Source organism: Dolichospermum heterosporum TAC447, assembly GCF_024584745.1.
GTDB classification, from domain to species: domain Bacteria; phylum Cyanobacteriota; class Cyanobacteriia; order Cyanobacteriales; family Nostocaceae; genus Dolichospermum; species Dolichospermum heterosporum.
Map to the genome: position 1 here is coordinate 5,085,001 of NZ_CP099464.1, position 20,616 is coordinate 5,105,616.

The window sequence follows — 20,616 nt, forward strand, 5'->3', positions numbered from 1 at the left end:
ATCTAAAATCGCCAATCTAAAATTCTTCAGGTGGGCCATCCTGGACTCGAACCAGGGACCTCACCCTTATCAGGGGTGCGCTCTAACCACCTGAGCTAATAGCCCTTATCGAACCAAACCATAGTTTGAAAGCTTTACTTCAAGTCTGCGACCGACCTAGGTTAGACCAATTTAGTTTCTATTCACAATTTGCATTGCTTTCGAGTTCTAAATGGATTAGGTCTCCCTAAAAGGAGGTGATCCAGCCACACCTTCCGGTACGGCTACCTTGTTACGACTTCACCCCAGTCATCAGTCCTACCTTAGGCATCCCCCTCCAAAAGGTTGGGGTAACGACTTCGGGCGTGACCAACTTCCATGGTGTGACGGGCGGTGTGTACAAGGCCCGGGAACGAATTCACTGCAGTATGCTGACCTGCAATTACTAGCGATTCCTCCTTCACGAAGGCGAGTTGCAGCCTTCGATCTGAACTGAGCTACGGTTTATGAGATTCGCATCACATCGCTGTGTAGCTGCCCTTTGTCCGTAGCATTGTAGTACGTGTGTAGCCCAAGACGTAAGGGGCATGCTGACTTGACGTCATCCCCACCTTCCTCCGGTTTGTCACCGGCAGTCTCTCTAGAGTGCCCAACTTAATGCTGGCAACTAAAAACGAGGGTTGCGCTCGTTGCGGGACTTAACCCAACATCTCACGACACGAGCTGACGACAGCCATGCACCACCTGTGTTCACGCTCCCGAAGGCACTTCCATCTTTCAACGGAATTCGTGACATGTCAAGCCTTGGTAAGGTTCTTCGCGTTGCATCGAATTAAACCACATACTCCACCGCTTGTGCGGGCCCCCGTCAATTCCTTTGAGTTTCACAGTTGCCTGCGTACTCCCCAGGCGGGATACTTAACGCGTTAGCTACGGCACAGCTCGGGTCGATACGAGCTACGCCTAGTATCCATCGTTTACGGCTAGGACTACTGGGGTATCTAATCCCATTCGCTCCCCTAGCTTTCGTCCCTCAGTGTCAGTCTTGGCCTAGCAGAGCGCCTTCGCCACCGGTGTTCTTCCTGATATCTACGCATTTCACCGCTACACCAGGAATTCCCTCTGCCCCGACCACACTCTAGCTTTGTAGTTTCCACTGCTTTTATTTGGTTGAGCCAAACTCTTTAACAGCAGACTTACAATGCCACCTGCGGACCCTTTACGCCCAATCATTCCGGATAACGCTTGCATCCTCCGTATTACCGCGGCTGCTGGCACGGAGTTAGCCGATGCTTATTCCTCAGGTACCGTCATTTTGTTCTTCCCTGAGAAAAGAGGTTTACAACCCAAGAGCCTTCCTCCCTCACGCGGTATTGCTCCGTCAGGCTTTCGCCCATTGCGGAAAATTCCCCACTGCTGCCTCCCGTAGGAGTCTGGGCCGTGTCTCAGTCCCAGTGTGGCTGATCATCCTCTCAGACCAGCTACTGATCGTCGCCTTGGTAGGCTCTTACCCCACCAACTAGCTAATCAGACGCAAGCTCTTCTTCAGGCAGCAAGCCTTTCACCTCTCGGCACATTGGGTATTAGCCACCGTTTCCAGTGGTTGTCCCCAACCTGAAGGTAGATTCTTACGCGTTACTCACCCGTCCGCCACTATCTCCGAAAAGACCGTTCGACTTGCATGTGTTAAGCATACCGCCAGCGTTCATCCTGAGCCAGGATCAAACTCTCCATTTTGGTTCGTCTGTTATAAAGCTCTTTCTTAACCGTTTTTACAACCACGGTCAGGTTATTTTCTTTCTGACGCAGGGTACTTGTTGTATTCTGGCTTTCAAACTATAATATTTTCAAGGTTCGGTGTGCTGTTTAGTGTTGCCTCTTTTTGGCTGCTCTGTTCGGCACTTATTTAATATATCGAATCTACTTTGGTTTGTCAACTACTTTGGCAAACTATTTTTCGGTTTGTTTTTTATTTGCCTGAAAACTGCTCATAATGCTGGGTTTAGTCCACAATGGTTTAGGCATTGTTGACTCAAGGAAGAGTAGATAGTGAATTTTCAGTCAGTAATAGCGATATTGCATCAGTTTTGGGAACAGCGTGGATGCTTGATTGCCCAGCCCTATGACATGGAGAAGGGCGCGGGTACTAAGAATCCCCATACTTTTTTGAGAGCTTTGGGACCTGAACCTTGGGCTGTGGCTTATGTTGAACCTTGTCGTCGTCCGACTGATGGACGTTACGGCGAAAATCCGAATCGGTTTCAGCATTATTATCAATATCAAGTGTTGATTAAGCCGTCACCGGATGATATTCAGGAAATTTATCTTGATTCTCTACGGGCGTTGGGGATTTGTCCTGAAGACCACGATATTCGGTTTGTGGAGGATAATTGGGAAGATGCGACGGTGGGTGCTTGGGGTACTGGCTGGGAAGTGTGGTTAGATGGGATGGAAATTACTCAGTTTACATATTTCCAACAATGTGGAGGAATTGATTGTCGTCCTGTGTCCATTGAGATTACCTATGGTTTGGAGCGCTTGGTGATGTACCTTCAGCAGGTGGAGGCTATTACTAAGATTCAATGGACTGATAACATTACTTATGGTGATGTTCATCTTCAGGGTGAGATTGAACAGTGTACTTATAATTTCGAAGCGTCAAATCCTGAGATGTTGCTGACGCTGTTTGGTTTATATGAGCAGGAGGCTACACAATTAACGGAACGAGGATTGGTTTTACCTAGTTTGGATTATGTGATTAAGTGTTCTCATGCTTTTAATTTGCTTGATGCTAGAGGGGTAATTTCTGTGACGGAACGGACTCGTTACATTACTAGGATTCGGCATTTGGCGAGGAAGGTGGCTCATTTATATGTTGAGCAAAGGGAAAAGTTAGGTTTTCCACTCTTGATGAATACTTTAGAAGATTAATCTTAGGGACTTCCAATTAAAAAAATACCCAAAAATCTCTTGTGGTGCGGGCATCTTGCCCGCTAATCATCAAGGACGGGCAGGATGCCCATCCCACAAAATTGGGTAATTTATTTTTTGGTGTTCCCTTAAGCAATCGGATTTTTATTCAGATTTTTTTCAATACCTTTGATATACATAGGACTCCTATTTGATTTTTGAACAAAACTCGGTACACCTTAATATTCTGGAATCGTCTTGCCTTTTGCCTCTTGCCTTCCTAAGTAGAAAAATATGGCTAACGCCGCGCTCCGCTATCAGGAATCAAACCGGATTCCTATATGTCTATATTGACATTTTTATCTTGATCATAGATAAAAAATATTCAAATATTATTGATAACCGATTAAATCACCTAAGTCCTAACTAAGTTAAAATTAGTCAAGTTTAAGAAATGTAAAGAAAATGGCAGAAAAATTGAGTCAACTCCTAGAACCGATTGCAGCTTGGTTTCGTTCTCTAGGTGTTCCTGAAGCGGTCGTACATTGGGGACATCCGGCAATGATGGGAATTGTGATTTTTGTGGTGGGGACTTTTGTGGGGGTGACGGGTTGGCGTGGTAAGTTGTTGGAGGGGAAGGATAAGGATGCAGCTATTCAAAGCCGTAATGCTCATCGTCAATTAGCTCCTTGGTTGTTTGTATTTTTGGCGGGTGGCTATACTGGCGGGGTTTTGTCGTTGGTGATGCAGCAAAAACCACTGTTTGAAAGTCCTCATTTTTGGACTGGTTCGCTGGTGTTGATCTTGTTATTGATTAATGGTGTGATTTCTCTGAGTGGATTTTTTGGGGATAAGGCTGGGTTGCGTGCGGTTCATGCTTATTTAGGGACTACAACACTTTTGATTATGTTTGTTCATGCTGTTTTAGGTTTGAATTTGGGAATTTCTTTGTAATTTTGTGATTGCCAAAGCTACCAAAGATGAATTATATCTGTGCAAAGCAGGTTAAATATATGCTGTATTCTCTGGGCTTGGTGCTTTGGCATTTATTTTGATTTATGATGCAGGCGAGTGGAATAATTATCTGTCTTAGTTATATTTTGAGTTTGCTGTTTACGGCAATTCCTTGGGGATGGTGACAAGTTCGTGAGAAAATTGGGCGATCGCAAGCTCGTTTATTAGGTGTTCCTGAAAGTCCCCTTGTCAAGTAATTGGACAAAAATATTTACAGTCATTGCGAGGGAAGGGAAGCAATCACAACCCTTGGAATTGCTTCATTTCACTTCGTTCCATATAGCTAACGCCACGCTTACGCAATGACATTGTGTAATTAATTCTGTCTCACTACTTACAATTCTGATGAGTATCAGTATTTAGTTTCGGTGTGAGAATACGCTGACTTTGGTTTGCTCAGGAAGTAGACTGAAAACCGTCCCTGACACAGCAGCAACGGTTGAGGGATTTTGTTGATCAACTTCTTGAAGAATTGGACAAACAGTAATATATGGATAGTTATGAGTAGAAATTATCAAGCTGTTTCTACCCCAGACAATCAAAACCTAAAAACTCAAAAAGTTGTTAGGTTTTGATGTTTTTAAGTGAAGGAAGCGACCTTGGAAATCAAAGGGACGATAATTCATCCGTTGAAATACTGAATAATCTCAATATTTCTTATAGAAGTCATAGATAAGAATGTGAAAACCAGAGTATTATTAATAACTAATTAAATTACTTGGGCTATAATAGGTTAAACTTGGTTAAGGACTTCCAATTAAAAAAATACCCAAAAATTTCTTGTGGTGCGGGACGAATTGCCCGCTAATCATCAAGGACGGGCAGGATGCCCATCCCACGAAATTGGGTAATTTATTTATTGGTGTTCCCTTAAGTTTAAGAAAGGTAAAGAAAATGGCAGAAAAATTGAGTCAACTCCTAGTGGCCTGTCAAGCTTAAAATTGTCTGTATCCAATTTTGGGAATCTTTGATTTGAGAACCGATTAAACACAAAAACAAAATTGACAGGCCACTAGATAATTCTTTTCATTATGGTGCGAGGTAGTTAACAATGGAGAAGATGTATTTTTAGTAGTGTAAATTTATGCCTAGAACTCCTAACGAATATGCTGTCTTTTTGCTGTTAGACAATGGACATCGGGAAGAAGTGCGTTTTTCTACCTTTCCAGAATTTCAAAAATGGTATAGCGGCGTATTAACTCCAAAGCAGGATTCAAATGAGTTTATTAACGTACCGATTAAGAATATTCAAGGCGAATATCTAGTGGTGCGTCCGTCCAAGATTGCAGGAATTCGGGTAGAACCTGTTTTTAATTCTAGTATTGAAAGATAAACATGAGAAAAAACCTTACTTTGCTTGCCTTAAGTCTGGGAATTGCCTTTATAAATCCACTTTCCTCAGTTGTAGCTCAAGCTCCTAATTCGCAGCCAGTCACGATACCAGTGACCCCGGAAATACCACCTGTAGTAGTACCAGCCCTCGAACCTATTAATTTAGAAACTGTTTGTACCCCCCAGAATTGCTTAGGTTTAGATGAACAACTTTGGGGTAAACAGGGTGATAAACAAGCATTGCTGACCTCCATAGATAACAGTTTGCGCTATTTGGCAACTAATAAAGCTGTTACAGCCTATCAAAATTACCCAATTAAGGAAATTACCCTCAATCGGGTGCAGCGGAGTTTGGTACGCTTTCGGCAATTGGTTGTGAGTTCTCAGTCGGCGGCTGAACTACAAGCTGCTGTGCGGCGAGAGTTTGTCTTTTACCAGTCTGTAGGCAACGATGGCAAGGGAACTGTTAAGTTTACAGCTTATTATGAGCCTGTGTATGTTGCCAGCCGAGTTAGAACTGCTGTATACAAGTATCCTCTTTATAGTCTGCCGCCAGATTTCCAGAAATGGACAAAACCCCATCCTAAACGGATTGATTTGGAAGGCAAAAATGGGTTGCTGGGGGATAAAAGCAAGTTACGAGGGTTAGAAATTGTCTGGTTTAGTAATCGTCTAGATCCATACATGGTTCAGATCCAAGGTTCTGCCCAAATTAAATTAACTAATGGGCAAAGAACATCTGTTGGTTATGCTGGAGGAACTGATTATGCTTGGACTTCTATCGGTAAAGAGCTAGCAAAAGATGGGAAACTGCCACTGAGTGGTTTAACCATGCCTAAGTTAATTACTTATTTTCGCCAAAATCCCAAGGAGTTAAGTAATTATTTACCACGTTGGGAAAGGTTTGTTTTCTTTGCAGAAACCAACGGTACGCCTGCTACAGGTAGTATTGTTGTCCCTGTCACCGCGGAACGTTCCATTGCTACAGATAAGTCTGTGATGCCACCGGGCGCACTGGCGCTGATTATCAATTCCTTTCCCTATCCTACTAATCGTGGCAAACTGGAATCTCGTCTAGTTAACCGTTTTGTTTTAGATCAGGATACAGGCAGTGCGATTAAAGGACCAGGAAGAGTTGATTATTTCATGGGTTCTGGTCAATTAGCAGGCGATCGCGCTGGTATTTCTGGCGGTAACGGTTCACTATTCTATTTACTATTGAAAGAATAGGTAATTGGTAATTGGTAATTGGTAATTGGTAATTGGTAATTACTCCCCAATCCCCAATCCCCAATCCCTAATAAGGTGGATAACTAAATTCATCGTCATCCGCATATACATAAGAATTGGTAACACCAGACGTTTCTACCTTAGAAGCCTCTGGTTTAATTACTTCCTTACCAAATTCTTTGTATTCTTCAAAAGCCTTACAAATAATTTCCGACTCAGGAGAGTCTGAAGCAATCATATAATCTGTTAAAGTGGAAATCGTGGGATGTTTATAATCTACAGTTGAAGCCACCAAAGCAATATTCGGTTCTATTCCTCTTTCTTCAGGTTCGATTATAGGGCAAAAAATCCCATGAGCATGGAATAAAGGACCTTTAGGAGTTAGTGGTTTTTTTTGAAACCCAGCATAAGCTTTTTCCAATTCCCCAGCAAAACCGCCAGTAATTCGCCCTTGTTGATATTCAGCGTAATTTTTCCCAAAACTAGCGCCGGGTGAACCACTCAGAGTTAGTTGCAGAGGTGATTGATGCAAGAACTTTTTATCTTCACCGACTAAAAAAATCAAATGGCGAGTATAAATTTTAAATTTAAGTTTATCAGCTAAAAACTCTTCTTTGTAATCTTTGTATGTACCTAATCTAGTCTTGGTTTCCCGATCTTGTACCGACAACGGACCACGACGCACTATCACTAATCTAGGAGTAGTAGTAATAAATATTGTTTCTACTTCTCCAGAACTAAATTCATGTTCCACCTGTTGCCAATTATCATCTGGCTGAAATCCAACGGATTGAGCATTATCGCGGCTAATCGCTAAACCATAGCTTTGTAAACCATCTGTACCATACCGAGGATTGATCATTAAACCCCAGGGAATCACTTGGGACGGTGGGGCGTTGAACTTTTCGTCTTCAAAGTCGAATTTAGCAGATGCTTTCATGATTTTAGAATATCAGTGTGTTTAATTTAATAAGTCTATCGTTTGTACCATATTTTGTACCATCTATCTCCGGTATCAGGCACTTTGTGAATTAGATTGTAACAATTTCCGTTTAAATCCATTAATTCATCCCTTCTTATCTGCGTTTATCTGCGTTTATCTGCGTTCAATTATTCTTAATCTCCTACTCTATTTGATATTAGGGCAATTCATCAATTACCCTAACAACTTATCTCAACTACAATGCACCAGCCGCAGTTTTATCGAGAACACTATTACTTAAATGCCCAGTAATATTCATCGCTTGCAAAACTGGATAACCTTGAATACCGTCAGGATAATCAATCACACTCACAGCACCATTACCTTGACGGAAGTTCCAGAAATTCTCGTTAGATAAACCCAGAATATGGCATAGTAAGGTTTTATTAGTGGCATCATGGGCAACGACTAATCCTAGTTGTAATTGCTGGGTTTGGGCATTTTCAACTATAGTATTCCAATCAGCAACACTACGTTCTTTTACCTGTGTTAAATTTTCTCCTTGTGGCATTTGCACATTGGCGGGGATTGTGCGCCAACTTTCTAATTCTCCAGGAAATTCTTGCTCAATTTCTGATTCAAATTTGCCTTCCCAAAGTCCGTGACTAATTTCTCTCAAACCAGCAAATAGTTCTAAGTTTAAACTGGCATGATATTTTAAGATAATTTCCGCTGTTTCCTTGGGACGGGACATAGTGCTGCTAACTGCAAAATCAATATTTACGTCTTTGAGAAATTCTGCGGCTTTTGCGGCTTGGTTTCTACCATGATCATTGAGGGGAATATCAATTTGTCCTTGAAATTTACCTTGACGATTCCATTCCGTTTCCCCATGACGGACTAATAATAATCTTACACCTTTGTGACCAGGACGTAGAGAAGGGAAAGTTTCACCCAGATGTTGGGTTTGATTCATAGATTCTAACTGCACAGTTTCGCCTAAACCACCGGCAAAATTCAAAATACTAATACCGCAGTTAGACTGTTGTAAACAATGGTAACGACTGGGGGAAATTCCCAACGCGGTGCTAATTAAGGCACGATTGATGCCATTATGACCCACAATCAGGATAGTTTCCCCTTGGTGTTGGGGGAGAATATCTTGCCAAAATTGCTTGGCTTGAGCGTATAAAGCCAGAACTGGGAAATGTTCTTTAGTTCCTGAAGGTTCATCTAAAACCATGCGAAACTCGTGGGGATGTTTTTTCCAGGTGCGGTAATCTTCAGTAAACTGTTCTTGGACTTCACTTGTAGTCATTCCTACCCATAAGGGTAAATCAACTTCTACCAACTGTTCATCAATTTGAATGACAGCAGATTGTGTAGCCAATTGACTGCGGATAATTTCGGCTGTGGATTTAGCTCGCTGGAGGGGACTACTATAAATAGCTTGAAAGGAAATACTACTGAGGGCAATACCAGCTTGACTGGCATCATTTTGACCTTTGGCGGTTAAAGATGAGGCATCAGTACGCCCTTGAATACGTTTTTCTATATTGTAGGTACTTTGACCATGACGCACGATGATCACACGGGTCATTTTTTTTGTTTCCTCTATGCAAAGCCCTAATTTTACTACAAAATGTTCCGACTGGGCGATCGCTCTCCCTGCTGATGATCTTTAAAATACAGACTTAATAATTAAGATAGGCTAAATTAATGGCTAACCTGTAATTTTAAACAACATAATTCATCTATTTTAACTAGCTGAATAGGTGAAAGTAGAATAGCTATATTTGTTTCCGGTTCTAGAGCAAAAAATATTCAGAAGGAATAGGAATCAATAGGGAGCAGAAAAAACTCATGTTTAGAAACATGAGATTGAAATAATGACACTATTTTTTTGGGCTACGCATCTTTTAAAAACATCCTTTTTTGACTGAGATTTAAACTCTGAAAATTTAGTTTCTTATCTGTTCCCTATTCCCTGTTCCCCGTTCCCTGTTCCCTGTTCCCCGTCCCTTTTTTTGTAAACAATGACTGTCAATCATTACGACTTTATCATCGTTGGTACTGGTGCTGGAGGTGGAACTTTAGCCTACAAATTAGCATCCAGCGGCAAGAAAATTTTAGTTTTAGAACAAGGTAATTTTTTACCTAAAGAAAAAGCTAATTGGGATACTCAAGAAGTTTCTCGGAAAGAACGCTATCGGACTAGTGAACTATGGTACGACAAACACGGGAAAGCTATCAAACCGCTCACACATTATTATGTAGGTGGTAATACTAAATTTTATGGTGGGACTTTGTTTAGATTGCGTGAACGAGATTTTGAAAAGGTTATTCATGAAGATGGGATTTCTCCAGAATGGCCATTAAAATATCAAGATTTCGCTCCCTACTATGACGAAGCAGAAAAACTCTATGATGTACATGGTAAGCGAGGACTTGACCCTACTGAACCGCAGATTAATCAAGAATATCCTTTTTCACCATTGAGTCATGAGCCTTATATTCAAGAAGTCCATGATTCTTTAAAATATCAAGGTTTTCATCCTTTTTATCAACCACTGGCTATCAAACTCAATGAGGTAAATCGGAGTTTAAGTGCTTGTATTCGTTGTCATACTTGTGATGGTTTTCCGTGTTTAATTGATGGTAAAGCTGATGCGGATATTAATTGTGTTCGTCCAGCAATGAATTATCCAAATATCACATTAATAACTGAAGCAAAGGTAGTATGTTTACATACTAGCCCATCGGGTCGAGAAGTGACTGGAGTGGAAGTAGAAATAGGAAATCAACGGCAGATATTTTCTGGGGATATTGTGGTATTAGCTTGTGGTGCAGTTAATTCGGCATTGCTGTTACTGAAATCTGCTAATGAGCAACACCCCAATGGATTAGCTAATAGTTCTAATCTTGTGGGACGCAATTACATGACACATAATTTTGCTGTGGTTATGACTTTGAGTACCCAGCCCAATCATCCGGTTTTCCCAAAAACTTTGGCTATTACTGATTTTTATTGGGGAAATCAAGATTTTACTTATCCGATGGGGAGTGTGCAATTACTTGGTGGGGCAAATAAGGATAAAATACTTGCTTATGGTCCGCCTTTGATGCCTAATTTTATAGCTGAGGCTATAGCTAATCATTCTCTATCTTGGTTAGTGATCACAGAGGATTTACCAGATTTTAACAATAGGGTTTTGAGTAGAAATGGGCAGGTTTTCCTGGAATATACTCATAATAATCAAAGGGCTTTTAATAAATTAATTCAGCAATGGATTCAGGTTTTACAATCAATTTCTGTCTTTAAATCAATGGGAACTTTACATATTCCTCAAAAAATGGGTTTAAGAGAAGTGACTCATCAATGTGGTACTTGTCGTTTTGGTGAAGATGCAAATACTTCGGTTTTGGATATCAATTGTCGGACTCATGATGTTGATAATCTTTATGTTGTTGATGGGAGCTTTTTTCCTTCTAGTGCTGCGGTAAATCCTTCATTAACTATTATTGCTAATGCTTTGCGGGTGGGAGAATATTTGTTGACAAGGATATAGTATTTGTGGTGGGGATGGGATACAATTAAGGGCGGGGAAACCCCTACAGGTCACGGTAAGCATTTTTTGTCAGAATCAGGATGCCCAGGATTAAAGGATGTACAGGATGAAAATAGGGATTTTATCACTAATTACCTATTGGCGATCGCCTGCGTGGCGTAGCCATAGTCGAAGTATCAGCCTTAACTAGATAACTAGCAATTTGAGTTAATAATATTTTTGATTGTTTTAAAAATTTGAAATGTCTAGCGTATCCATAATTAGACAAGTCAACTTTTAAAAGTGGATGATAAAAAAAGTGTTATGGTGATCTGTCGTTATTTGATAATAATACCTGAGTTCCGTCTGCTCCTCTAGCAAAATCTAAACTGTCTAAATGCTGCATAGTTGAAAATATATATCTAATCTAAAAAGATAATTCTTGAAATAACTCTATCAAAGGCAGATTAAAATTAGGAATAACATCTTCTCCATTAAGACTATCTTCCAATTGCAAAAGCTGTGATGGCTTAGGTTTGCGATAAACTAATACACATTCTTCATCTGGCAAAATTACCCATGCTAAACGAGTTCCGTTTTCAAAATACTCTACTAATTTATTATGAATTTCTTCAAAAGTATTATTAGGAGAAATAATTTCTACAGCTAAATCGGGAGCGCCATCAAAAAACCCCTTGGGTAATCGTTTTAAACCTTGTAACCTTTCTTTATCAATAAAAGCCAGATCAGGTGATATTTTGTTACCAGTTTTCATTTTAAAAGCAGTGCTAGAATCACAAGTTATACCGAGTTTATGATCACGCACAAAACCTGTTAAAAAATATCCAAGAGTTAGAGCTAAGTAGCCATGTTCTACACCTGAATTTGCCACAATAATTAGCTCTCCGTCCACATATTCATAAAGATGATCATTTTCCTGCAATAACATAAATTGCTCATCTGTCAAAGCCTGATGATTAGCTAAAGGTTGAATTAATTCTAAATTTGTGATTGCAGCTTGTGTCATTAGATTTAACTCCACAGATGAAACTAATATCAACAATTATACAGCCCTGGCGAATAGAATATAGCTTCGCCTCCCGTTAGGGATACACGACTATACAAACAAAGTCCGCCTGCGCGGACTAAGATTAAATTAAGGTCTTTAACCTGCGAAGGCAGGTTTTGTTTGTGTAGATGCGGTTTCTAACCGCCGATTTCACTTCCAATTAAAAAAATACCCTTAGAGGATGTTTTAAAAGTATTAGATGAAACCGATAATCTCCAAAAACCTAACCCCCCTGCCCCCTTCCCTACGAGGGAAGGGGGTTTTCAAAGCCTCTCCCCGCTTCGGGGAGAGGTTTGGAGAGGGGTTTGTTTATACATTAAAAACTTCTCAAACACCCTCTTAGAACTCAACACGGCTGAATTTATTTAATATTTTCCTGTAAATACTCGTTCGGCTGGTCCTGTCATGTAAATCCGGTTGTCAAGTTCTGACCACTCGATTTCTAGGGGTCCGCCGGGTAATTCTATGGTAGCGGTGCGATCGCATTTATCGTTCAATACACCCGCTACTAAGGACGCACAAGCACCTGTTCCGCAAGCGAGGGTAATTCCAGCACCTCTTTCCCAAACGCGCATTTTCAAATAGTTACGATTGACTATTTCAATAAATTCGGTGTTGGTTTTTTTAGGAAATACGGGATGATTTTCAAATTGGGGACCAATGCTTTCTAAATTAATCGCCGCAACATCTTCCACAAAGGTGATACAGTGGGGATTTCCCATGCTGACACAGGTAACATCCCAAGTTTTCCCGGCTACTTCCAAGGGTTGATTAATGACTTGAAACTCACTAGGTGATAAAGTGGTAGGAATTTCTTCTGCTAATAACCGGGGTTCACCCATATCCACTTTAACTTGACCATCATCAGTGAGTTGGGGGGCAATCACACCTGCTAAGGTATGAATATGATATTTATCTTTTGTCCGGGAAATGCCTTCTAGGTCTGTCAAAAATACCGCTAAACAGCGAATCCCGTTCCCACACATTTCCGGTTCTGAACCATCGGAGTTAAAAATTCGCATGGTGTAATCAGTGCCATTCTGTCCAGGAAGTGCGAAAATAATACCATCTGCTCCGATACCAAAATGGCGATCGCACCACTGTACAGCTTTCTCTGGCGTTAATACTGGTGTCAATGAGGAACGGTTATCAATAAGAATAAAATCATTACCGAGTCCGTGATACTTACTAAATTCGATTGCCATTTTGCCCTAAATGAATTATTAAAGATTCATTCATACTATTAAAAAATTTGTCATTTGTCAGTTGTCGGTTGTCAGTCGTCAATTACCAATTACCAATTACCAATTACCAATTACCAATTACCAATATAATATATGGCAACCAATCAATTTGATACTTCCCTACCTAGCACTCGTCAAGTCCAGAAGTGCATTAAAGAAAAATTAACGGTCGAATTTAGATTAATGACTGGTGATTTGATCACAGGTCGCATATTTTGGCAGGATCACAATTGTATCTGTATTTTTGATGGTAATAATGAGCAAATTATGGTTTGGAAACAGGCGATCGCCTACATGAAACCATTCAGTGATACAGTAGCCTAAACAGGACTAAACCCACAAAATGCCAACAATTTTTAACGCCAACCTACTTAAATCTAGATAAAACTGTGTTGCTTCTAGTTGCTTATCGGATTGACTGGATATTATTGCTTTGTCTAATATTTAAATTAACGGTGGAATTTAGCGGGACTAATCAACGTTAAGGATATTTTTACAATGTCTAAAATACGCATCACAGATATACCTGTATTCGCAGACATATCTATTGACCAACAAAAAGTTATAGTAGGTGGTACGACTACTGGTCCGACTACAGCTATCGGGACAAACCCTGTACCCAATTACATTCCTTTAAACCCAATCATCAATAATTTTCTTACCAGTTTAGATATTAATGCTTTTGACTGGAAACCATACCTAGATAGTGTAGGATTCGACATAAATTTACCAATGATCACGTGATAATTTTAACGCCTTACAAGGAAGACTGATAAAGGGCGGGGGAACCCCGCCCCTACGGAGGTTTAAATACCCCAGCTTAGTGTTAAAGGACGCTGGGCGAGAACTTGGCTATAAAGCTCTTCTAATTGGGTGATATTATCATTTAAGGTATAGCGTTCTAATACTCGCTTCCTGGCTTTTTCTCCCAACAATGTGGTTAACTCTGGATGATCTTGGCATAGTGGTAATAGGGTCTTTAACTGCGATCGCACACTGCTTGTATTAATCGCTACACCAGCCCCCTTTTCTAAAACTTCCCCGTCTGCACCCACGTCAGTAGCTAAACAAGCTACACCACAGGACATAGCCTCTAATAAAGACAAGGATAATCCCTCTACCAAAGAAGGTAAAATAAATACATCCGCCCCTCGTAAAATTTCGATCCGGCGATTTTCATCGGCGATAAATCCTAACCAGATGATGCCATGTTCTCGACCATAAAATGACTCCAGAGAAGGCTTTAATGGACCATCACCCACAATCAATAATTTGGTATTAACACCCATATCTGATTGCTTCCAAGCCCGCAAGAGAGATTCAACGTTTTTCTCTTGGGCGATTCTCCCTTGATAAACAAACAAACGTTCAGCCCCGAATTCGGCTTTAACATGAGAAACACCGGGAGAATACTTAACAGGATCTACACCATTAGGAATCACAGCAATTTTGCTGTCCCCAACCCCCATACCTGAGAGTAATTCCCGTTGAATTTGGGAAAAGATAATTACCCGATCATAATGATCTAAAAAAGGAGCATAAAGTTGATAAGCTAAAAGCTGGGTACTAGATATTAATTTTGCTCCCTTCCCTGCAAATGGAGTGTGGAAAGTGGCAATGAGGGGCAAATTTAACTCTTCGCAAATTTCTGGTAAAACAAAATCTAAAGTTGATAGAGTCAGAGAAGCGTGGACTATATCTGGTTTAATTTCCCGTAGTGAATCTTTCAAAACCTTAGTTGCTTTGAAAGAGGGAATTGTGTAAACCTGAGATTTGTAGATAAATGGTAAAGGAACTTCTTGAAAATTAGGCCAATTGTCAGTTGTCGCTTCTTCTTGAGCAAAGTGCAGAAAACTAACCTCGTGTCCCCTGTCTAGTAATCCGTTGGTAATTTCTCGACTGTAGGTGACGTTACCGCAAAAGGGTGTTTTTTTTCCAATCCAAGCTATACGCATTCTTCGGTTATCTATAAAAAAAACGAGGGTAAAATATACTGTTTTTATTATGAAGTTGTTATAGCCGAATTTTTGGTATTCACAAAAACTCAGATATCTCTAACTTTAAAACCTAAATAATCTGGGCAATTAAACAATCAATAGCTTTATTGATAATGCTAATAATTCATAAAGTTTTTAACTTGATTACAAATTAATATGCTGATTATTTGGTTGATTCCCAGCAAGTATTTTGCATCTTGCTGGATTAAGTTTAGCACGAAACCCAATAGTTTGATGCAGTTTTTGGCTATTTGCCATCTGAGGACTCACCAGAATTATACCAAGTAAAGAGACCGCCAACTAAGACGATCGCAGCTAAGGTAAAAAATACTGCTTTTAAGCCGATAAAAGTTTCCGCCACACCTGCTAAAGCCAAGGGGAGAGAAAGAGCAATATTAATCACGTTATTTTGCAGTCCAAATACCTTACCTCGCATAGCTGGGGGTGTTTCGGTTTGGATTGCAGTTTGCATAGGGATACCCACCAAAGCCCCAAATATTCCCACCAAAGCTATAAATAGCAGCACGGGTAAAAGTTGAGTGGTAAACAGTGATAAACCAATTAAAGATCCTGCCATACCTAGACAACCCCAAAAACTCAGTTGTTTATAGGAAAAGCGTTGTCCAAATTGTCCGAGAATTGTCGCCCCAATAGCCACACCAACACCAGCAGATGCTAATAAAAAGCCGAATTGAGAGGCTTTCAGATTGGGAATAATTTCTGCCATACGAACTGCCAGCACAGTCAGGGCAGCAAAGACAGAAAATAGGATAATTAGTTGTAATAAAGCATTGCGGATGCGATGATTTTCTTGGAGGTAACGTAACCCGTCGCGCAAGTCTGACAAAACATGGGGAAATTCTGTTTCCGGGGGATGGGGTTTTTCGTTAGTTTGTAGTAGAAATAATATTAACCCAGCGATCGCATAACTGCCACCCACCAAAATTTCCTTACCCAATCCCCCACCACCGCCTAATTGCCCCCATAGTCCGTCTGCTAATGCCAACACTGGTTCTCCTACCGCAAAACCCACAATCACCGAAGCCATCATTGTCGTTGTGTAGAGAGAATTAGCTGAAAGCAAATCCTGTTCTTTGACTATTAAAGGAATAGCCGATTGTTCTGCTGGAGCAAAAAATTGTGTTAAGGTAGAAACCAAAAAAGTTACCCCTAAAATAATCAAAAAACCCACAGGCAAAACGCCAACAGGCTGCCAATCATGGGTTAACCATAACAGGGTAGGAATAAGTAAAACCAGAATACCACGCCAAATATTTGATGCTACCAAAACAACTTTTTTTGACCAACGATCTACAAATACCCCAGCTACAGAGCCAAATAATACGGCAGGAATTGTAAACGCTATCATTAAAGCCGAAACCCAACCGCTAATACTTTGATCACTAGCTTGAAACTGGCTATTAATCAAAGCAATCATCAATACTAAATAAACCTTATCAGCTAATTGACAGAAAACTTGACCCGCCCAAAGAGCGAGAAAATTAGGGTTTTTTAATACAGGTAAAAACCCCGCCTGTTGATTATTTGCAGAATCCGTACCCCCAGAATCGGCATCTATTAATGGCAATGTTTCCGGCGTTAAATCCGTCGTTAATTTACCATTCAATTCCGCACCTTTTAATAATGGATCAGATTTTATTTCTGGTTCTTGAGAAATATCAGTTAATGGAATTTCTGCTGGGCAATTTCCATCTTCAGAAACATCTTGTAGTGACATTTCTGGACTATGAATATGACTAAGTTTAGGAGCAGAAGCAACATTATGATCTGATGCTTTATGCTTTTTTTTAGCGTCGCTAGGTGAGTGAGTTCGGCTTTTTTTATTTAAATCAGACGATTGCATCATGGTTGGCGGCAAAATAGGAATCAATCAAAGTGGCAGAGCGAATAGGTTGTCCTAAATGATACTGAACATACTGGCGTAGAATTTGCTCAACAGCTAACCATCCAGAATAGTCGGCTACATCTATTTGTATTATCTCTGTTTCCGACAGATGTTGAAGCATAACCAGTTGTTTCCCATTCAACCGACGAGAAATAATTGGTAACTCCTGCTGGTGAAAAACCGTTTCGTAACTAGGGTTAGAAGACCAGAATTGGGGATTGGAAACATTTGTCTGGCTTGTTTGTGTCATTTCCCTATTTTCCCGTTTCTCCTGCTCTATTTCTGTTCGCAAGGTTTTCCAAGCGTCTAAACAAATTATGCCACCAGAAGGAATGCTAAATCCAACTTGCCAATGGGGATTTGTCCAGTCTGGGGTTAAAAGCCGTTGAGTTAAACAACAAGACTCTACTTGTGGCTTTAGTCCCGCTAAGGATAAAAGTTGAAATACACCTTGAGCTAGATAGGCAACTACACAGTTTATTTCTATTTTTGGTATATCCTCTAGCCGCTGAAGATGCTCATTAAATAACTCATAAATTTCTGTTTGCGGTTGTTCGCTTAACGCTTGACACAGAACTATTTCCGCTAAATATTGACTAGCAGCTAATTTACCCAAATCCTTAGATAAACCCGGGTAGGTTTTGATAGTTTCAGCTTGAGTAATTCTATCGAGATTTCGTCCTTGGGAAATGAGTAATTCATTAATGACAAACATCCCCATTCTCCCCCCCAAGCTGGAGTTTTGTTTCCGTACTCCCGTCGCAACTGCCCGAATTAACCCAAATTCTTGAGTTAAAATTGTAACTATTTTATCAGATTCGCCCAGCACTTGCGCCTTGAGATTAATACCAGTTGCTTTATAGGTTTTACTCATTTTTAGTCAGTAGTCATTAGTCAGTGGTCAGTGGTCAGTAGTCAGTAGTCGGTGGTCAGTAAGTAGTGAGACAGAATTAATTACACAATGTCATTGCGTTAGCGCAGCGTGGTGTTAGCCATAGGGAAAGAAGTGAAATGAAGCAATCGCCAGGGTTGTGATTGCTTCCCTTCCCTCGCAATGACTGTAAATATTTTTGTCCAATTACTTAGTAAAGAAAGAACAACTGACAAAGAACAACTAAACAAAGGACGACTGACTACTCACTCTTTTCTTTTTCTGGGTAATTGCGTTGACGAAGTAAATCCACACCGCGAGATGTGCCTAATCTAGTCGCACCAGCCATAATTAACTCTAAGGCATCATTGTGAGTACGAATACCACCTGATGCTTTGATGCCTACACGATCTTTTACTATCTCTTTTAAAAGCTTAACATCGGCTACAGTTGCGCCACCATTCCAACCTGTACTGGTTTTTAAGAATGCAGCACCAGCATCCATAGCCAATTCCGCAGCGATTTGTTTCTCTGTATCCGTAAGCAAGCTAGTTTCTAAAATTACCTTTACAGGTTGTCCAGCTTCTTCGCAAATTGTGGCAATTTCTCGGTGAACTTCCTCTGTTTTTCCCGCTTTTAACCACCCTAAATTAATAACTACATCCAACTCAGTAGCACCATTGTCTACTGCTTCTTTAGCTTCATATAACTTGACGGCTGAAGTATTTGCACCATTGGGAAAACCAATGACTGTACAAACTTGAGGATTTTTTTTATACAGAAGTTCTGCTACTTGCTTGACATAACAGGGATTCACACAAACCGCTGCAAAGTTATATCTATATGCTTCGTCGCACCATTGACTAATCTGCTCTGGGGTGGCAATTGGTAATAGCAGAGAGTGGTCAATAAATGGCGCAATATCAATGTTTGGATAGTCTGCTGCCATCGTTTTTGTTTTTGGTGTAAAGTTGATTAAACTTGATGAAAATTAAAGTATTTCTTATATATTAAACCACATATCAAGAGAAGTCAGAAAGTAGGGGCGCAGGGACTGCGCCCTTAATCTTGCAACCCAGTGTTTAAAAAGTCAAGAATAGTTTGTGCTAAGGCTTTTGCGGCTAAGTAGGGAACACCATTACCAACGGTTTTAAACATATTCGTAAGTGACATATTTTCTGGAAGGAAAAAATTAACGGGTAAAGATTGAATTGCTAAGGCTTCAGCTACAGAAATACGTCTAATTTTATAAGGATGTAAATGGACTTCATTATTACCATAGCAAGCTGTGGGAGAATAACGCCACCGGTGCAGACGTTTAAATGATTTTTTGGAATCATCTCCTTCAGCAATAGTAGCAAATTTTGTTTTACCTGCTCTTGGTTGAAAATGATGTTGAGCATTAGGATGGTTGAGAACGTGATTTTTTCTAAACCAATATTCAACAGTGAGTTTTTCAGGAATATTTTTAGGACAAGGAATTATGGAATCTTCTTGAAATGGTTGGCTTTTATGCCAAGGATAAGTAAATATTTGTTCTTGAGGATATAAAATATGGTTTTCCCAAGGAAAAGTAAATTCATCTTTGATTTTTATATCTTTGAGAAATTTAGCTTGAAAGCCTATTAAAATAATTCTATCTCTATCTTGAGGGACACCATATTCAATAGAATTAATTAGCCTTTCTGTTAATATATAACCAAATTTTTGTAATTTAATTTTTAGGTCTTCAAAAAATAAACGGTGTTTTGTAGTTCTCCACAAACCTTTAACATTTTCAAATAAAAAGAAATCAGGTAGATTTTGACAAATTAATTCAACATAAGCAAATGAAAGTTGGCCATTATCACCTAAATGTCCTTTGTTTTTACCACCAACTGAAAAATCAGGACAGGGTGGACCACCAATAAAGCCTATTATATTATTTGATTTACGGGAATCTTTGACTAATTCATTTAATCGTTGTGCTGGTGTTCCTACTATTAATTTACTTACGTCTGCGGCTTCTTCTTGATGATATCCATATTCAGGTTGGGGGAGATTGAGAATTTCCCGTGAATAGCGATATGCGGACATGAATGGAGGGAAGATTTCGTTAACGTAAGCGATGTTATAGCCTGTGGTTTCAAAACCTAAATCGAGGAAGCCTGAACCGGAAAAGAATGAGAAGATAAGGGGGGTAGACATTTGACATTATGAACGGTTTAATTTTTTGTTTAACTTTCTTAGGAATTATATTGATTGTAACGGTGCGTTATGAATTGGTTTGGGTAAATACAAAGCGAAACCCAAGCTACGATTTTTTTCCGCACTGTTATTGAGTGAGCCATAAAGTGTCTTTTATTCACATCTTCTGATTATCCCATAATCCGCCAGGGAATTAATTAATGTCATTGCGTAAGCGTTGCGTGGCGTTAGCCATATGGAACGAAGTGAAATGAAGCAATCACAACCCTGGCGATTGCTTCCCTTCGCTCGCAATGACTGTAAATATTTTTGTCCAATTACTTATATGGATTTGAAAATTAGGAAATTATTTTTTTGATTTACAATTTGACAGAAGAGAGATAATCAATAGATTCTATATTTTGTAA

The 20,616-nt window shown here is 39.9% G+C and carries 16 protein-coding genes, 1 tRNA gene and 1 rRNA gene; 7 read left to right on the plus strand and 11 right to left on the minus strand.

Features of this window, described 5'->3' with window-relative positions:
* Window positions 1–31 precede the first annotated feature (31 nt).
* Window positions 32–105: transfer RNA gene (locus tag NG743_RS23190), tRNA-Ile, on the minus strand.
* Window positions 106–229: 124 nt separating this feature from the next.
* A 16S ribosomal RNA gene (locus tag NG743_RS23195) occupies window positions 230–1,716 on the minus strand.
* A 312-nt stretch (window positions 1,717–2,028) separates the two neighbouring features.
* On the opposite strand from NG743_RS23195, the gene glyQ reads away from it, so the two are divergent.
* From glyQ to mltA, 4 genes are all read left to right on the plus strand, one after another.
* On the plus strand, window positions 2,029–2,910 hold the full coding sequence (glyQ, locus tag NG743_RS23200; protein ID WP_027401638.1) for a glycine--tRNA ligase subunit alpha: 882 nt from the start codon (window positions 2,029–2,031) through the stop codon (window positions 2,908–2,910).
* Between the two features lie 444 nt (window positions 2,911–3,354).
* Window positions 3,355–3,843 carry a DUF4079 domain-containing protein gene (locus NG743_RS23205; protein WP_027401637.1) on the plus strand — a complete coding sequence of 163 codons (489 nt, stop codon included), beginning with the start codon at window positions 3,355–3,357 and terminating at the stop codon, window positions 3,841–3,843.
* Window positions 3,844–4,987: 1,144 nt separating this feature from the next.
* Window positions 4,988–5,236 carry a hypothetical protein gene (locus NG743_RS23210; RefSeq protein ID WP_027401636.1) on the plus strand — a complete coding sequence of 83 codons (249 nt, stop codon included), beginning with the start codon at window positions 4,988–4,990 and terminating at the stop codon, window positions 5,234–5,236.
* A gap of 2 nt (window positions 5,237–5,238) precedes the next feature.
* Entirely contained in the window at window positions 5,239–6,465 is a 1,227-nt protein-coding gene (gene mltA / locus NG743_RS23215; protein WP_027401635.1) for a murein transglycosylase A, read from the plus strand.
* A 67-nt stretch (window positions 6,466–6,532) separates the two neighbouring features.
* On the opposite strand, the gene NG743_RS23220 is transcribed toward mltA, so the two are convergent.
* Both NG743_RS23220 and NG743_RS23225 read right to left on the minus strand, forming a co-directional pair.
* Window positions 6,533–7,405: a DUF5895 domain-containing protein gene (locus tag NG743_RS23220; protein WP_257120977.1), complete on the minus strand. Its 873-nt coding sequence runs from the start codon at window positions 7,403–7,405 to the stop codon at window positions 6,533–6,535.
* A gap of 238 nt (window positions 7,406–7,643) precedes the next feature.
* A complete protein-coding gene (locus NG743_RS23225; protein ID WP_027401633.1) occupies window positions 7,644–8,987 on the minus strand; it encodes a histidine phosphatase family protein in 1,344 nt (447 codons plus the stop codon).
* 436 nt (window positions 8,988–9,423) lie between these two features.
* Between NG743_RS23225 and NG743_RS23230 the strand changes: the two genes are divergently transcribed.
* Window positions 9,424–10,956 carry a GMC oxidoreductase gene (locus NG743_RS23230; protein WP_193962997.1) on the plus strand — a complete coding sequence of 511 codons (1,533 nt, stop codon included), beginning with the start codon at window positions 9,424–9,426 and terminating at the stop codon, window positions 10,954–10,956.
* Between the two features lie 406 nt (window positions 10,957–11,362).
* On the opposite strand, the gene NG743_RS23235 is transcribed toward NG743_RS23230, so the two are convergent.
* Window positions 11,363–11,962 (minus strand): Uma2 family endonuclease, encoded by a 600-nt coding sequence (locus tag NG743_RS23235; protein ID WP_173401697.1) that lies wholly within the window; start codon window positions 11,960–11,962, stop codon window positions 11,363–11,365.
* 407 nt (window positions 11,963–12,369) lie between these two features.
* Window positions 12,370–13,209 (minus strand): diaminopimelate epimerase, encoded by an 840-nt coding sequence (dapF, locus tag NG743_RS23240; protein ID WP_193964681.1) that lies wholly within the window; start codon window positions 13,207–13,209, stop codon window positions 12,370–12,372.
* 132 nt (window positions 13,210–13,341) lie between these two features.
* Between dapF and NG743_RS23245 the strand changes: the two genes are divergently transcribed.
* Window positions 13,342–13,572 carry an Hfq-related RNA-binding protein gene (locus NG743_RS23245; RefSeq protein WP_027401629.1) on the plus strand — a complete coding sequence of 77 codons (231 nt, stop codon included), beginning with the start codon at window positions 13,342–13,344 and terminating at the stop codon, window positions 13,570–13,572.
* Between the two features lie 174 nt (window positions 13,573–13,746).
* A complete protein-coding gene (locus NG743_RS23250; RefSeq protein ID WP_027401628.1) occupies window positions 13,747–13,992 on the plus strand; it encodes a hypothetical protein in 246 nt (81 codons plus the stop codon).
* 62 nt (window positions 13,993–14,054) lie between these two features.
* Here NG743_RS23250 and NG743_RS23255 read toward each other — a convergent pair whose 3' ends face one another.
* From NG743_RS23255 to NG743_RS23275, 5 genes are all read right to left on the minus strand, one after another.
* Window positions 14,055–15,203, minus strand: coding sequence for a glycosyltransferase family 4 protein (locus tag NG743_RS23255; RefSeq protein ID WP_027401627.1), 1,149 nt, complete (start codon window positions 15,201–15,203; stop codon window positions 14,055–14,057).
* 289 nt (window positions 15,204–15,492) lie between these two features.
* Window positions 15,493–17,112, minus strand: coding sequence for an MFS transporter (locus NG743_RS23260; protein WP_193963347.1), 1,620 nt, complete (start codon window positions 17,110–17,112; stop codon window positions 15,493–15,495).
* A complete protein-coding gene (recO, locus tag NG743_RS23265; protein ID WP_027401625.1) occupies window positions 17,096–18,025 on the minus strand; it encodes a DNA repair protein RecO in 930 nt (309 codons plus the stop codon). Before recO ends, NG743_RS23260 begins: the two co-directional genes overlap by 17 nt.
* A gap of 259 nt (window positions 18,026–18,284) precedes the next feature.
* Window positions 18,285–18,971 (minus strand): deoxyribose-phosphate aldolase, encoded by a 687-nt coding sequence (gene deoC, locus NG743_RS23270; RefSeq protein WP_257120978.1) that lies wholly within the window; start codon window positions 18,969–18,971, stop codon window positions 18,285–18,287.
* A 113-nt stretch (window positions 18,972–19,084) separates the two neighbouring features.
* Complete coding sequence (locus tag NG743_RS23275; RefSeq protein ID WP_257120979.1) at window positions 19,085–20,209, minus strand: DNA cytosine methyltransferase; 1,125 nt, start codon at window positions 20,207–20,209, stop codon at window positions 19,085–19,087.
* Between the last annotated feature and the right edge of the window lie 407 nt (window positions 20,210–20,616).